The organism is Clostridium sp. (genome assembly GCF_016650035.1).
GTDB lineage: Bacteria > Bacillota > Clostridia > Clostridiales > Clostridiaceae > Clostridium_AD.
The window spans coordinates 1-14,466 of the sequence record NZ_JAENWM010000046.1 but is presented as its reverse complement, the minus strand read 5'-3'; the positions used below and the strand labels follow the sequence as shown (position 1 = coordinate 14,466).

Annotated in this window: 16 protein-coding genes and 1 pseudogene; 4 read left to right on the top strand and 13 right to left on the bottom strand. The window is 30.5% G+C overall.

Annotation, left to right across the window (positions count from 1 at the left end; all coding sequences use genetic code 11):
• Positions 1–22 precede the first annotated feature (22 nt).
• Positions 23–1,396: a Na+/H+ antiporter NhaC family protein gene (locus JJD95_RS11815; RefSeq protein WP_291643226.1), complete on the top strand. Its 1,374-nt coding sequence runs from the start codon at positions 23–25 to the stop codon at positions 1,394–1,396.
• A 17-nt stretch (positions 1,397–1,413) separates the two neighbouring features.
• On the opposite strand, the gene JJD95_RS11810 is transcribed toward JJD95_RS11815, so the two are convergent.
• Positions 1,414–1,668: a maltose acetyltransferase domain-containing protein gene (locus JJD95_RS11810; protein WP_291643225.1), complete on the bottom strand. Its 255-nt coding sequence runs from the start codon at positions 1,666–1,668 to the stop codon at positions 1,414–1,416.
• 150 nt (positions 1,669–1,818) lie between these two features.
• Here JJD95_RS11810 and JJD95_RS11805 point away from each other — a divergent pair, with 150 nt between their 5' ends.
• Complete coding sequence (locus JJD95_RS11805) at positions 1,819–2,250, top strand: hypothetical protein (RefSeq protein ID WP_291643224.1); 432 nt, start codon at positions 1,819–1,821, stop codon at positions 2,248–2,250.
• 31 nt (positions 2,251–2,281) lie between these two features.
• Here JJD95_RS11805 and JJD95_RS11800 read toward each other — a convergent pair whose 3' ends face one another.
• The 12 genes and pseudogenes from JJD95_RS11800 to JJD95_RS11745 form a co-directional block, all read right to left on the bottom strand.
• Positions 2,282–2,437 (bottom strand): S26 family signal peptidase, encoded by a 156-nt coding sequence (locus JJD95_RS11800; protein ID WP_291643223.1) that lies wholly within the window; start codon positions 2,435–2,437, stop codon positions 2,282–2,284.
• A gap of 125 nt (positions 2,438–2,562) precedes the next feature.
• Positions 2,563–3,063 carry a dihydrofolate reductase gene (locus tag JJD95_RS11795; RefSeq protein WP_291643222.1) on the bottom strand — a complete coding sequence of 167 codons (501 nt, stop codon included), beginning with the start codon at positions 3,061–3,063 and terminating at the stop codon, positions 2,563–2,565.
• Positions 3,063–3,857, bottom strand: a complete 795-nt coding sequence (locus JJD95_RS11790; RefSeq protein ID WP_291643246.1) for a thymidylate synthase — start codon at positions 3,855–3,857, stop codon at positions 3,063–3,065. The genes JJD95_RS11795 and JJD95_RS11790 overlap by 1 nt, the downstream gene beginning before the upstream one ends.
• A gap of 158 nt (positions 3,858–4,015) precedes the next feature.
• The gene (locus JJD95_RS11785; protein ID WP_291643221.1) at positions 4,016–5,248 is read right to left on the bottom strand and encodes a hypothetical protein; all 1,233 of its coding nucleotides are present in this window, start codon (positions 5,246–5,248) and stop codon (positions 4,016–4,018) included.
• A gap of 79 nt (positions 5,249–5,327) precedes the next feature.
• Positions 5,328–6,470, bottom strand: a complete 1,143-nt coding sequence (locus JJD95_RS11780; protein WP_291643220.1) for a hypothetical protein — start codon at positions 6,468–6,470, stop codon at positions 5,328–5,330.
• 16 nt (positions 6,471–6,486) lie between these two features.
• Positions 6,487–7,740: a hypothetical protein gene (locus JJD95_RS11775; RefSeq protein ID WP_291643219.1), complete on the bottom strand. Its 1,254-nt coding sequence runs from the start codon at positions 7,738–7,740 to the stop codon at positions 6,487–6,489.
• Between the two features lie 4 nt (positions 7,741–7,744).
• Complete coding sequence (locus JJD95_RS11770; RefSeq protein WP_291643218.1) at positions 7,745–8,623, bottom strand: ABC transporter ATP-binding protein; 879 nt, start codon at positions 8,621–8,623, stop codon at positions 7,745–7,747.
• A 1-nt stretch (position 8,624) separates the two neighbouring features.
• Entirely contained in the window at positions 8,625–9,395 is a 771-nt protein-coding gene (locus JJD95_RS11765) for a hypothetical protein (protein WP_291643217.1), read from the bottom strand.
• Positions 9,388–9,957 (bottom strand): sigma-70 family RNA polymerase sigma factor, encoded by a 570-nt coding sequence (locus JJD95_RS11760; RefSeq protein WP_291643216.1) that lies wholly within the window; start codon positions 9,955–9,957, stop codon positions 9,388–9,390. The genes JJD95_RS11765 and JJD95_RS11760 overlap by 8 nt, the downstream gene beginning before the upstream one ends.
• A gap of 156 nt (positions 9,958–10,113) precedes the next feature.
• Positions 10,114–10,203 (bottom strand): annotated as a pseudogene (locus JJD95_RS11755) (cupin domain-containing protein); the annotation flags it as partial.
• An 82-nt stretch (positions 10,204–10,285) separates the two neighbouring features.
• A complete protein-coding gene (ric, locus tag JJD95_RS11750; protein WP_291643215.1) occupies positions 10,286–11,011 on the bottom strand; it encodes an iron-sulfur cluster repair di-iron protein in 726 nt (241 codons plus the stop codon).
• Positions 11,012–11,032: 21 nt separating this feature from the next.
• Complete coding sequence (locus tag JJD95_RS11745) at positions 11,033–12,265, bottom strand: FprA family A-type flavoprotein (protein ID WP_291643214.1); 1,233 nt, start codon at positions 12,263–12,265, stop codon at positions 11,033–11,035.
• Positions 12,266–12,458: 193 nt separating this feature from the next.
• On the opposite strand from JJD95_RS11745, the gene JJD95_RS11740 reads away from it, so the two are divergent.
• A complete protein-coding gene (locus tag JJD95_RS11740) occupies positions 12,459–13,169 on the top strand; it encodes a Crp/Fnr family transcriptional regulator (protein ID WP_291643213.1) in 711 nt (236 codons plus the stop codon).
• Between the two features lie 200 nt (positions 13,170–13,369).
• On the top strand, positions 13,370–14,122 hold the full coding sequence (locus tag JJD95_RS11735; protein WP_291643212.1) for a DUF438 domain-containing protein: 753 nt from the start codon (positions 13,370–13,372) through the stop codon (positions 14,120–14,122).
• The last annotated feature ends 344 nt before the right edge of the window (positions 14,123–14,466 follow it).

Here is a 14,466-nt window from a genome sequence, read left to right as displayed (position 1 = left end):
AAATAATTTATCGAGGTGACATATGAGCAAAAAATGCATATCAAAGACGCATTCATATTTTATTATTGCAGCAAGTATTATTCTGATTTCTACTTGTATTATAACCAACACATCACTGGCATTTGGATTTTTGGGTGGTATTATAATTATGTCCTTGATACTTGTAAAATACAGATACACCATAAAAGATATAATAGTGCTAATTCTTTCAGGGCTAAAAGAAGCATGGACACTGTATGTGTTAATTCTACTTATTGGTGCCGCAGCTTCGGTATGGCTAGCTTCTGGTGTGGTACCCTCTCTAATGTATTATGGGTTTCAATATATGAAGGGGATGAATTTTCTTTTGGCTACCTTTTTGATAGTTTCATTAGTATCCATATTCATGGGCACAGCAATTGGAACGGTTAGTACTATAGGTCTTGCCTTACTCGGCGTTGGAAAAGGCTTTGAAGTTCCGGCTCCTCTACTTCTTGGCGTAATAGTATCCGGCGCTTTTATTGCAGACAAGATGTCTCCAATCTCAGGTCTATTAAATCTTACACTTACAGCAACAAAAAAAAGCTATAAGGAAGTCCTTACTGCAATGCTTCCAACCTTCATACCACTATTTTTAATTACCGCTGTAGTATATTATCTAATGGGTATGAATTTTACTATAAGCACTAACTCTTACAGTCTTCTGCATTATCAAAATGCTATATTAGAGGGCTTTAAAATTTCTCCGTACATTGCTTTTCTACCTGCTATAGTTCTTATAATGCCCCTTTTCGGTTTTAAAACGATTCCTACAATATTAATGGGTGTTTTGGCAGGTTGCATAGTTAGCGTTATCTTTCAGCATGTATCGTTTGCTAGCCTTATAAACTCACTTTTCTTTGGATACAAGGGTTCTACTGCCTCCGCTGACCTTAATAAAATACTGGTAAGTGGCGGTATTAAATCTATGATAGAGGTTGTTCTTATAGTTATGGGTGCAGTTAGTTTAACGAGTCTATTCGAAAAAACTGGAATGATAGTCCCTTTAATTAATAAGGTAACCAATGGAACGCGGACTAAAGGACAGCTTATTATTAAAACATCCTTAATTAGTAGTTTGCTTACTATAATTACCTGTGATCAAACAGTTGGAATTTTACTTCCTGGAAGACTTCTTCAAGATAAATACAATGAACTTGGTGTTGATACAAGTTTACTTGCAAGGACTATTTCTGATACTGGCACCATAATTGCGCCGTTAATGATTTGGAATATTAATGCTCTTATCCTTAAATCTCTTACGGGAATATCTGCAACATCCTATGCTCCCTACGCGGTTTTATGTTATCTATCTCCTGTTATTACAATAATTGTTTCTTATAGTTTTAAATCAAAAAATAAATCGGTGGCGGTTTAATAGTTAATGAACATTAATCAGTAATTCACATAAAAATTTTCTCCTGCAGAAATATTATACCCATAATCACATCTAAATGGCGGTTCTATATTAAAATCATTTCCTACCTTACCGAAGATTTTTTTTATAATTTCATTCTGCTTATTAATTTCCTTTGGGCTTAAGTTATTATAATCAAATATCATTTCTTTTGCATATTGACGCTCAGATGTTAATTCTTCGCCAAATGCCTTATAAGGTTTCCCATTTAACATCTTTTCCTTTTCTGTCATAAATCAATACCTTCCTCTCTTTATTTCACTATTTTTTAAACCGCTACCCAGTGTTTAAATAAATAACAATTTCAATTGCGCCAAAAAATATTAAGATACCACAGCATAACCATCATCAATTATTGGCATATTACATAAGAGGTGATTTATGTGACTAAAAAGATTTCTTTGTTGATGCTCTTATTCATTATACTTATATCTTCAACAGTGATTCGTGCTGAGGAGTTTCAATATGCGGAAATCTTCGACCCAAGGCAAAACAAGGTCGTTAAAGAAGTTCAAATGAATTCAGAAATACAAAATATTGTTGTTTGCTCAATAAAAGGTGTTAATCGCTTGTATGGTAAAAGTAATCCAGTTAACGATGATGGATATGCAATTAGAATTCCACTTGACCCTGCTGTTAATACCCATGGTAAATGGTTAAACACAGTTATAAGTGAGGTTTATATAATAATCCCCAAAAGTGATCCACCATTTTTTCTAATTTTTGAGGACATTGACAAATTATCTTGTTTCCCTTTTAATGGTGATATAGATGATTTGTCAAAAGCCTTAAATTTCAACTTAAAAGTTAAGTGAGATGTACCGTATTTTCTATTTAAGCAGATTACTACCTAATTCTATCCCCCATCTTCATAGTAGGATACATCGATAATGAAGGAACTTTAATTTGGTAAAAGAGTAATTTATTTATTAGAGTTGCCAAAACTATTGCTAAAAGTACTGGCAATATCCATTTGTTAATAAACTGTTTTAGTGATTTCACTTATACACCCCCCAGTAAAAATTATAATTCAATAGTTGGATTCAAAAGCTTTTCTGAAACCCAATAAAGACAAGATAAAAAACTCTGAGATATTCTCAGAGCCTAAAATGTAAATTTATAAATTATTATTTATTCACACTAATCCGTTCCAAAGTTAAAAAACTAAATGCTGTTGTTTTGTCATCATTAATGAATCCAGTTTCTTCTTCTTTAATATTCCACTCAGAATAGTTCACCTTTGGGAAAAACACCTCAGCATCATATTCCTTATGCACTTGCGTTAAGTGAATTTTGTTGCAATAAGGTAGCAATAACTTATAAATTTGTCCTCCACCTATAACAAAATATTCTTTGCTATCATCTAAAGAATCAAATAATTCTTCCTTAGAACTTACGACAGTTACTCTTTCATCATCTACTACAAAATCTTTATTTTTAGTAATAACAATATGGTGTCTATTAGGTAGAATACCAGGAAGTGACTCAAATGTCTTTCTCCCCATTATAATAGTACTTCCACTTGTAATCTGCTTAAACCTTTTTAAATCTTTTGAAAAATGCCAAAGTAAGTTATTATTCTTTCCTATGGCGAAATTATCTCCAATTGCAACAATACATGTAAGCACTATATAGCCACGCTCCCCATATTTATTTTCCCAAGATGCTTATAATCTATGAGTTTAATATCTTCAGGTGTAAAGTCATAGAAGTTTTTTATTTCTGGGTTAATCCAAATTTCAGGAGCATCTAAAGCTTCTGATTTTCTTGAAATCTGTAGCTTTAAACCTTCAATATGATTTTCATATATATGGGCATTATTTATAACATGCGTAAATAATCCTGGTTTAAGTCCAGTAACCTTTGCTAACATATGAACTAATACGGCATATTGAGTTGTATTAAACGGAACTCCAAGTGCTGTGTCACCAGATCTTTGTACTAGCATACAGTTAAGTCTTCCATCAGTTACATCCCAAAGTGTTAAAAAGCAACAAGGCTGAAGCGCCATCTGTGGAAGGTCTTCTATATTCCACAAATTCATCATCATTCTTCGGTCTTGCGGATTATTTTTCAAAGCCTCAATAAGTGAGTCAATTTGATGATACTTGGCTATTTGATAACCATACGCCTTTCCAATTGTTCCATCTTCTAAAGCCCACTCATCCCATATATGCACATTTTGCTCTTGAAGTTTCTTAACATCATTACTTTGGTCCTTAAAAATCCAAAGCAATTCTTTTACCGCTGTTTTAAAAGCAACAAATTTAGTTGTTAATATTGGAAATTCCTCTTCTAAATCAAATTGCATAATTTGATGAGGGAGTTTGTATGTCGCAACTCCAGTACGGTTTTGACCATAATATCCTCTTTTTAAAATATTCTCAGCTATTTTTAAATATTGGCTATCCATTTCATTCAACATAATTTTCATCACTTCCGTTTCACTGTTCTTTTGTATATACTCTACTTATATGTTCGCCGATAATTCTTCTTTTAATATAACATAATTCGCATTGTTTATCGACAAAAACTTCATCGACCTATATTTATTATTTCAAATACTATTCGATTCACTGCTTATACTATACATATTTCACCATTTTCCTTTATGTAAAACTGTAATGGTAGAGGCTGACTTGCAAACAATAACGGTGTCAATGTATATGAATAACCTCCAGCCTTTGACACTACTAATATATCTCCAATATTAGCTTTTGGAAGCATTATCTCTTTCGCCATTATATCAGCTGATGTGCACAAATTACCCACTATGCTTACCTTTTCAAGAAAGGACTTTTCTCTTTCAACAATAGTAAATTCAAAAGCGTCTTTAGCTGTAAATAATGGTTCACAACCCTTAAGTTTGCTTCCCCCTGGCGCATAATCCGTTAAAAGTTCTGCAATAGAAGGTCTTAAAAAACCATTAAGCCCATTTTCTACGATTAAATATTTTGTTCCTCTAGATTCCTTTACATCTACTATATGAGTAACATATTGACCAGCTTCGCAGACTACAAACCTACCTGTTTCAATGATAAGTCTTACACTTATTTTATCCCTAAATCTTTGAAATAATCTTTCACATTCATCACTAAGTAGATCAAGATCAAGAGGGATATCATTTAATGATGAATATACTATACCAAGTCCTCCACCAAAATTAATAAATTCCAGTTCCCATCCCATGCTCTCTTTACAAAATAAAGCTACTTCAAAAATTTTCTCATAGTATCGATAAATTTTACTATGATCAAGAACCTGAGAGCGCAGATGAACATGAATACCAACGATTTTTATATTAGTCAAACTATTAAAAAAATCTCTCTGATTAACAATTGTCTCCTCATCAACACCAAATTTACTACTTACTCCTTTTTCAATATCCATAGTATAGTCGGGATTTATTCTTAAACCTACCTTTATATGTGATTTTTTCTGTTTTGCAACATCATTAATCAATGCTAGCTCATTATAGCTGTCTGCTATTATTATTGACTTATCCAATGTTTTTTCAATATCCTTACGTGTTTTTCCTGGAGATGAGTATAATACTTTTTCATAAGATAAGCCTGCTTCATGTGCTATAATTACTTCCGCCGCTGAAGCTGCATCTGCACCAAACCCCCTTGATACTATAAAATTAACTATAGGTGTATATGGATTAGTCTTTAATGAGTATAAAAACTCAAATCGTGAAAATCTTTCTGAAAGTGTTGTAATTTGCTTGGAAATAATACTTCCATCATAGATGTAGAAAGGTCTGTCGTATTGTGCCATCAGTTTTTTAATAATATTTGAATTGTTTCCCATAATAAATTCTCCTCTATGTATTTATTCACATTAAACCTTTCCATAATTATACCATTTATTACATTTTACCACACTTATCTTAATCAATAATATCTACCATTTTTTCTTTTTTCCACCGAATAACTATTAGCATTAATCCAATTAAAACTAAAATGGAATAAGCTATTAGTAGAAAGTATTTAGGAACTGAAACAACTGTTAATCTGTTAAGGAGGAAATTATTAGATATGAATATACCAATAAAAGTTATTGGTACTAGCACTCCTATAAGTGTCATGTAATTAGGTGCTATCCTGGAAATAAAGGTTACTATTAAAGTAATAACAAATCCTAGTACATATATCGCCAATACTGTAAGTGCTATATATTGTATAAAACTAATATTAAACCAAGATAAATACCACAAGTTAAAAATTGAATTTATGCTAGAACTTAAGAATATTCCAGCTTTATAACGTGAATAAAATATGAAAAAACAAATAAAATTTATGCTTATTATTATAAAGCTTGAAATCAATGATGCATATACCTTAGTCTTAAATGTTTTTCTTCCTGTTTTGGATGTATATTGAAGGTGATTTATTTTGTTTGTACTATCCTTTATAAAAATGGGGGAAATCATGAATATTATACTAAAAACTATAAGTATAAATGCACTTTTTATTGATCTACTATAATTTTCAAAAACATAATAAGGAAGTATAGAGGTTATAGATTCATTTTCAACTACTTCACTATATCTTTCTAATTGAATTTTATTTAATTTAGCATCGTTCCTACCTACACTTCCCTCAATTCTTTCGTAATCAATTATTATACTATTTCGTGTTTCTAACTCAAAGAAGGTATCTGCATTATCATCAAAAACTTTGGCGCGTAATTTCATTAACTTATCATCTGTTATTATAGTAGACATATCGTTAAATTTTTCATAGGTACCTATTCCTGCGGATACAAGCTCTGGTTTAGACTGAAGATAACGGTTAGCATCCTCAATTCGATTATTGTATACCTGCTTAAAATTTAGAAATTCTTCTCTATCCATAGAATTCCCATAGTCCTTTACCATTTGAACATTTGTTTTATAATATTCTTCTCCACCTAGGGAATATATTGAATTATTACTTATGAATAGATAATACATTATTAAGCTAATAAACATAATCATAATAACCATTTTAAAATTAAATATTTTCTTTATCTCATTAAAAACTATTCTCATGATATAATTCCCCTCATTAATATAAATTTTGTTTTTTAAATCTCCTAGTGCACAGGCCACATATAGTTAAAAGTATAATCGTCCATATGGAGATTGTAATCACCTCATAGTATTTAAAAGTAAGGATACCTTTTTCCATGAACCATAAAGATGGATTTGAGATAAGTACAAAAGGAGTAAAGTTAGCTGCGAATATAACCATACTGTTGCCTGGCATTAGGCCTGGTATAACTAGCGCTATTCCGAATATTATTGCAAATGTAAAGAATACTATGTAACTATTTTTTATAAAGCTTGATATTATGTAGGCAATAAAAGTAAATAGTAATTCGCATAAATAAACAAGCACAATGCAATAAATCAAATATATTATAAATGACATATTCCACCAAGATATATATGGTGAACCATAATCCGAGTTGAATCCACTGCTTATAGGAACAGTCCAAAGTTCTGAGTAGCTGACTACGCTAAAATACACGACAAGTGTTATGCTAATAATAATTGTGGTAACCAATATGCTGGCAAATATAGATACATAAAATTTATCTTGGGCGAGATTTCGTCCTCTTTTAGTAGAATATACAACAAGCTGCGTCTTGTTTTCAAACTCATAATTTATAAGGTACCCGGTAATAAGAACAACCAGAATCATGATTTCATAGATGAAATTCCTAAATAAAGATTTAAAAAGCAATGAGTGCATTTTGTAAGATCTTCCTATGAAAAATAAATTCTTATATTCTCCATTTTCTTTTAATTTATCAAATCTTTTCGATAGCTTTTTATACTGAGTTCTTACCGTATCAGCTGCTCTACCACTAAGTTTATACTGAGATATTGCAGCCTCTCCAATGTCTAATACATTAATACCCTTGTACCTTATATCAATATCTTTTGCAATATCATAATAATTTCCAATAACTTTTACTTCATTAAAAAATTCAAGTTCTTCTTTATTGTAAACTTCATATTGGTTATAATTATTTGTAAGCACAGTAGCAGATTCATAGGTCTTAGATTCTTTTTCCAAAGTGATCTTATTTAACTCTTTTAACTTACCTTTATAATATAGTCCAAAATTAGCAATCATGTCATCGTTTATTTCATAACCAAATTTGTCTACAATTTTATTTAAAATTTTCAATTCACTATTAAAATATGTACTACTGAATATAATAAAAATATTAAAAGCAATAAAAGTGGCTATTAATCCAATTATAACTGGGGAAGTAATCACCTTTTTAAGTTCATATGATTTTACACTCATAGCTCTATGACTCCTGTGCTAAGGGTTCATCTTTGTAAACATATAAAAATACATCCTCTAAGTTTGGTTTAGCAGCATTCCAGTTGTCATTAGTAGACTCTTCACTAATAAATCTAACTTTTAATTTTCCCTCTTCTTGCTTTTCTGCCAATGTTAAATATTGCGATCTAAAGTTCTGGGCATCATCAAATTCGATATCCGTTTCATAAACACGCCCCTCAATTATTTTGCAAATATTATTTATGCTATCTTTATAAAGCAATTCCTTATCCTTTATCATAATAATTTCATTTGCTATGGATTCCACGTCTGTTACTATGTGAGTTGAGAGAATAACTATTCTATCTCTAGATAGCTGCGTAAGTAAATTTCTAAATCTTACTCGTTCCTTTGGATCAAGGCCTGCAGTAGGTTCATCTAGGATAAGTACCTTAGGGTCATTTAACATTGCTTGAGCTATCCCCACGCGTTGAATCATTCCTCCAGATAACTTTCTCATCTTTTTATTTTCTACGCTTTCAAGACCAACAAGCTTTAAAAGCTGGAAGACTCTATCTTTAGCTTTACTGCTGTCCATACCTTTTAGTGCTGCTATATACATTAAATATTGTTTGGGACTATAGTTTTTATAATATCCAAACTCCTGGGGCAGATAGCCTAATATGTCACGATATTTTTCATCTAGTTTTACTATGTCGCATCCATTGTATAATATCTCGCCTTTAGTAGGAAAAATGAGTGTGGTAAGCATCTTAATCAGTGTGGTTTTGCCAGCTCCATTAGGGCCTAGTAAACCATAAACACCATTTGTTAATTCTAAATTGATATTTTTAAGAGCAGTAAAATTTCCGAAATCCTTACTGACATTGTTAACTACTAACATTTTAAATCACCCCTTCTATATTGTTAAAAGTAATAAGTTTTTTAAGACTATTAATATAAGTACATAAACAAGTAACTATTAAAGCCAGATACACGTAAATGGGAATGTTTTTTAGAAATATAGTGTAAATAGAACTGCTAAATATGGATAATTCTAAGTTCATAACTACCCAACCAAACAGTACAAAATATTTTGTAAGTTTAGAGTGCATTTTTAATATTATATATAAAAAAATAGTTGAGAATAAAAATAGTGAAGTAATTGATATCATGAAAGCTTGTAGTAAGTTTATTTGGTTATAAAGTGTAGAAACCAGATAGAGGGCTGAAAAATTGAAAACAATACAGAAAACACTAAACACTAGCATTCTAAAGGCTGCTAACTGATATATATTATATTTGCAGGTCATTTCTACTTCATATGTCATCTTTTGTTTTGTGTTTACAAAAGATACTAAAGATATAGCCAAATATAAAATAGGTGAAAACATAAAAATAAAAGAATAAATACTCCCATTATTTATATTGTTTATATTAATGAAACTGTTAGAGGTAATAGCTATAAAGCCTAGAATTGACAAAGCAATTAAGACTGCGAAAACAATTTCAGTTATGTCATGGAATAAAAATTTCATACCTATTTGCTTGTACATGTTTTTTAAATAACAGCAAAATGATTCACTTGGAGAAATTCCTTTGGTTATTATCGTTTTTATTTGAGCTTTTATAGTGATATCATCTGGAAAATCTATATAAGGTTCATATTTATCCATCATTATCCTCCGATATGATTTTTTTGACTTTCTTAATTATTGTGTAGTATTTTGTTTTTACTGTAGATTCGGATATATGTATAACGTCTGATATTTCTAAAAAAGTGTACTGTGCAAATAATTTAAGTCTAAGAATCAGCTGAGAAGAAGCATCGAATCTATTTACTATATTTATGACTTCTTGAGCCTCCTGTTTGTTCTCAATACTAATTGTAAAGTCCATAGTATCTGGTAAATCGTAGTCATCAATAGATACTACTATACTAGTGTTTTTATACTGTTTTGACCGATAATAATCCGTAAGTTTATAGGTTGCTATTTTATACAACCAAGTTCTGAAGGCGGATTTACCTTCATCATAATTGTTTATAGATTGTAACATATTTATAAATATTTCCTGCGTAAGGTCCATAGATAATTCTTTTTTTAATGTTTGCTTATATATGTAGGAATATATTTCTTTATAATATTTATAAATAAGCTCATTTGCTGCTACTTGATTTGATTTTAACTTAATTTGCTTTATCCATTGTTTTTGCTTGTCCATATTTACCTTACTCACTTTCTACCCATTCTAACTATATATTCGTAATAACAGCTCAAATAGTTTTAAAAAGGTTAATATTATTAGATGTTTATTTTTTAGTCTATGTAAATTTTAACATACATTTTAATATTGCTCATTTATTGGGACATATTTTTTAAATATCTTTTGATATTAGTAGTCGTGGTTCTCTTCAGCAGCTTCTGCAATTTCTTTTGTTTCATGAACCGTACCGTATGGATGTTCAGGCGGTGCATAGTATGTGGTAATTCAATAAAAATAAAACTCCAAGGCATGCCTCGGAGTTTCATTTACCATTTTAATTTTACATTTAGAAGAACTTTAACTAGACTATAGAGCAACTCTTTTTCTCTTGAAACATATTAAACAAGACACTATTTTCTAGATAAATATGAATAAATAAATCTTTTTCTAAGTCATGAATTTTTGTATATGCTAGTATGAATGAAGTACACGCTCCCTCTGGAGCATTAAAATCTCTAGTTATCTTCTCTAATTCTTTAATTATATTCCCAGCTGCGTCATGCTCACTCTCTGTATCTTTTATAACCTGATGTATTTCTGATAAGACACTATCGTCCTTCGTTATTTCAAATTTTTCAATAAGTGGGAACAGGTGCTCTTCCTCTTTGATGAGATGCTCCTCAAGTTCTATTTTCAATCCTCCGAAAAGTTTGTGCACCTTTAACAGTTCTTCACTATGATGCTGAAAATGTACCTTGAGTACTTTAAATAATAACGTATCTATTTCTTTAAGTTGTTTCTTTGTAAATTCATGATGAGTTTGTACTACGTGTTTTATAATTACTGAAGGTTTTTCTTTCCTCCAGTCTTTATATTCTGAGTTTGATTTTATAAACTTCTCGTATTCGTTATTAAGTTCTTCAATAATTTTATCATGGTCTATTTCCATCTCGTCCAAGGCTCCTGCTAACGTATCATGTCCACCGCAGCAATAATCTATTTTATATCTGTTAAATATCTCCGCAGCACCTGGGAAAATTGAAACTATTTCGCCGAGACTTTGGTTTTTATTTATAATTTTTTCCATAATTAATTCCTCCTCTTATTTTTAAACTGTGGCAAGTAGTAAATCAGCAGTATAATTAACTGCTCTTTCAATGCTCTTTAAGTTGTCGTCGTTTGGTGAGAATCTAATTCTTAGTGGGAATTCTATATCGATCATACCAGTAGATTTAATTACATCAGAAGTACTCAAGACTTTAATATTGCTTTGCTTCAAATAATCTTGAACTACCTCTATAGCTTCTCCACTCCAACCATAAGAACCAAAAGCCGCCCCTATTTTATTTTCTAGGTTTAGTGCATGCATTTCTTTTAATATATCTTCCATGTTTCCAATCATATCAGCATACTTTGTTGAGCTACCAAACAAAATAGCATCAGCTTCATTAATAGCTTTCAATACTTCTTCTTTTGCTACTTTATTTACATCTATAGTCTCTGAAACTATATTTAACTCTTCAAATTTTTCTTTAATAAACATAGCAATTTTTTTTGTTCTACCTGTCATAGTGGAGTATAGAACCAATGTTTTTTTATTTGTTTCTGTGTTTTTGCTCATATTATCATAAATATCTATAAATCTTTGAACATTATCTCTAAGGATATATCCATGTGATGGTGCTATCATCTTTATATCTAGATTTCTAATTTTTTCGATCATAATTTGAACATATCTTCTATGAGGGTGCATTATCAATTTATAATACCCAATATAATCATCATTTATGTCCTCTTTTGCCATATCATTAAAATACTCATAGTTGGCTACGTGAGTACTAAAAATATCACAAGGGAATAAAATTTTATCCTCTATGCAATAAGTTATCATTGTCTCCGCTGTATGAAGATACGGTGTTTCGATGAATTTGAGCGTTTTGCCTCCTATATCTAGCGTATCGCCATCACCTACTACTAGGAATTCTCTATTGTGAAGTTTATACATTTCCTTCAGCTGATCTACAGCCAAATTTGTGCAAACAATTACGGCATTCTTAGCATTAGCTGCCAAACTTCCAAGCGAACCAGAATGATCAGGCTCAGTATGGTTAATTATAATGTATTTGATTTTTTCAAGATCTATTATCTTTTTTAAGTTTTCTACATACTCTCGTCCAAAACTCATATCAACAGTATCTATAATTGTTGGTTTTTCAGTCATTAATAAATAACTATTATAAGTTGTCCCTTTAGTTAATGTTAATCTATGAAAAGGTACATCTCTATCATCAATCTTACCAACCCAATATATATTCTCACTTAGCATAATGTTTTCATTCATAATGTATTCCCCCTGCATTTCATTTATTTTTTTCTAATGTGTTCTTGCTTTCCTATGACCCCATTCTATAATGATTTTCATTTTAAGAATATGATTTAAATCACAAATTGAAAAAATAAACAATTTATACTTATTATTATTTGACCACAATAAATTAAAAATGTTATGATATTAGATGGTAGGTGATATATATATGGAAAAGTGTAATTGTGAAAATTGTAATCATAGTCTATGCGCTAAGAAAGTACCGATTTTTTCATTTCTATCTGATGATGAGCTTATAAAAATTATTGATATGACAGGACATAAAGTCTATAACAAAGGTGATATGTTATGTAGTCAAGGTGAAAAATCAGATACCCTATTCATTATTAATGAAGGTCAAGTTAAAATATCTAAATTAACAAAAGAAGGTAAGGAGCAAATAGTTCATATCTTCACTGGTGGTGATTTCTTTGGAGAATTAAGCTTATTTAGTAGTGATGAATTATTTAATTTTGATGCTTATGCTATCTCAAACGTTAAAATATGTACATTGACTAAACAGGATATGGATAAAATTATCATGAGTAATCCAGGAATACCATTAAAGCTATTACAAGTTATTTCAAAACGTCTATCTCAGACTGAAAATCTTGCCCAAAATCTCGCTACTAATGATGCAGAAATAAGAATTGCCTTTATGCTATTAGAGTTTGGGGAAAAGTATGGTGCCCCTATAGATGAAGGATTGCAAATCAAATTACCTATTAATAGAGAAGAGATGGCGAATTATGTTGGAGTCACAAGAGAAACCATAAGCAGGAAGTTAAGTATATTTGAAGATTTGGGTATCATTAGTCTCAAAGGAAACAAAGTACTTATTATAAAACAATTAGATAAATTAAAGTCATATGTAGAATAATAACTTTAAGTAAACCTTGCGACGCATTATTAACATGCTCCCCTTAAGGTAAACAGATTAATAATAAGAATCTGTTTACCTTAAGGGGATTATTTTTTTAAATTTTGATTCAAATCATATTTTTATATATCAAAGTTAGCTAAACTTATGACATTGGAATACGAGATCTAAAAGCTAAATTTATAGAGGAGGATTTGAAAATGGATAATAAAAAAATAGAAAAGTTAACTCAAATTTTGCAAAAATTAAATCAGGAGGGTGTAACGGAAGCTTTAAGAAAAGAGGCTTTAGACATTGTTGCTAACATAAGCCCTATTGAACTTTCTATTGCAGAACAAAACTTAATAGAAAAAGGTATGAATCCACAGGATCTAAGACATCTTTGCGATATTCATATGGAAGTTCTAAAAGATGAACTTGATAAAATCAAAACAAAAATTGAACCGGGGCATGTTGTGCATACCCTTATTGCTGAGCATGATAAAATTCTTGAATTTCTAACACAACTTGAAGAAATTAATCTTAAAATTCAAAAGAGTGAAAGCTATGATAACGCTTTAGAACAAATTGAGGCATTAAAGACTGTTACATTTAACATATTGGATGCAGAAAATCACCACCAAAGAGAAGAACAAGTATTGTTTACTGAGATGGAGGACAGGCAAATCACTGGTCCTACTCGAATTATGAGAATGGAGCATGAGGATTTAAGAGCCAAGAAGAAGTTTTTGAAAGCGGCAGCAGAAGAGGCTTCTAATTCAAACTTTATTGAGTTTAAAGAAAAAGTAGATGACACATCGAAATATATTATATTTAATTTAAGAGATCACATATTTAAAGAAAATTATATTTTATACCCTACAGCAATAGAATCTATAATAGGGAAAGAAACATGGCAGGATATGAAGAGGAGATGCGATGAGATAGGCTATTGTGGCTTTACCCCTAAATAATAATTTTCTATTTTTTCAGCTAAAAAACATATTCGTAACATACGTTACCGACAGCCTGGCTATAAATTAGTATACTAATACCATAACCAAGGCACATATGTGCTTACAAAAGAAAAAGATGGAGGGCGATTCGTATGTCTATGTTTTGTTATCAATGTCAAGAAGCAGCCAATTGTAAAGGCTGTACTGTAAAGGGAGTATGCGTGTTGAACGTCAAATTATAACTAATTGAAAAGTCATTTTATTTCTATTATTAGTAGGTGATTTACGTCAGATTACCTCTAAGAAATCAATTTATAAATAAGAAAACATCATTTTATTAGTATAATTTGTTTTAGCCAGCA

Bases quoted from the DNA above. Each gene is read 5' to 3' on its own strand.
- JJD95_RS11815 (WP_291643226.1), top strand. From the start codon at position 23: ATGAGCAAAAAATGCATATCAAAGACGCATTCATATTTTATTATTGCA.
- JJD95_RS11810 (WP_291643225.1), bottom strand. From the start codon at position 1,668: ATGACAGAAAAGGAAAAGATGTTAAATGGGAAACCTTATAAGGCATTT.
- JJD95_RS11785 (WP_291643221.1), bottom strand. From the start codon at position 5,248: ATGGGAAACAATTCAAATATTATTAAAAAACTGATGGCACAATACGAC.
- JJD95_RS11780 (WP_291643220.1), bottom strand. From the start codon at position 6,470: ATGAGAATAGTTTTTAATGAGATAAAGAAAATATTTAATTTTAAAATG.
- JJD95_RS11775 (WP_291643219.1), bottom strand. From the start codon at position 7,740: ATGAGTGTAAAATCATATGAACTTAAAAAGGTGATTACTTCCCCAGTT.
- JJD95_RS11770 (WP_291643218.1), bottom strand. From the start codon at position 8,623: ATGTTAGTAGTTAACAATGTCAGTAAGGATTTCGGAAATTTTACTGCT.
- JJD95_RS11765 (WP_291643217.1), bottom strand. From the start codon at position 9,395: ATGGATAAATATGAACCTTATATAGATTTTCCAGATGATATCACTATA.
- ric (WP_291643215.1), bottom strand. From the start codon at position 11,011: ATGGAAAAAATTATAAATAAAAACCAAAGTCTCGGCGAAATAGTTTCA.
- JJD95_RS11745 (WP_291643214.1), bottom strand. From the start codon at position 12,265: ATGAATGAAAACATTATGCTAAGTGAGAATATATATTGGGTTGGTAAG.
- JJD95_RS11740 (WP_291643213.1), top strand. From the start codon at position 12,459: ATGGAAAAGTGTAATTGTGAAAATTGTAATCATAGTCTATGCGCTAAG.
- JJD95_RS11735 (WP_291643212.1), top strand. From the start codon at position 13,370: ATGGATAATAAAAAAATAGAAAAGTTAACTCAAATTTTGCAAAAATTA.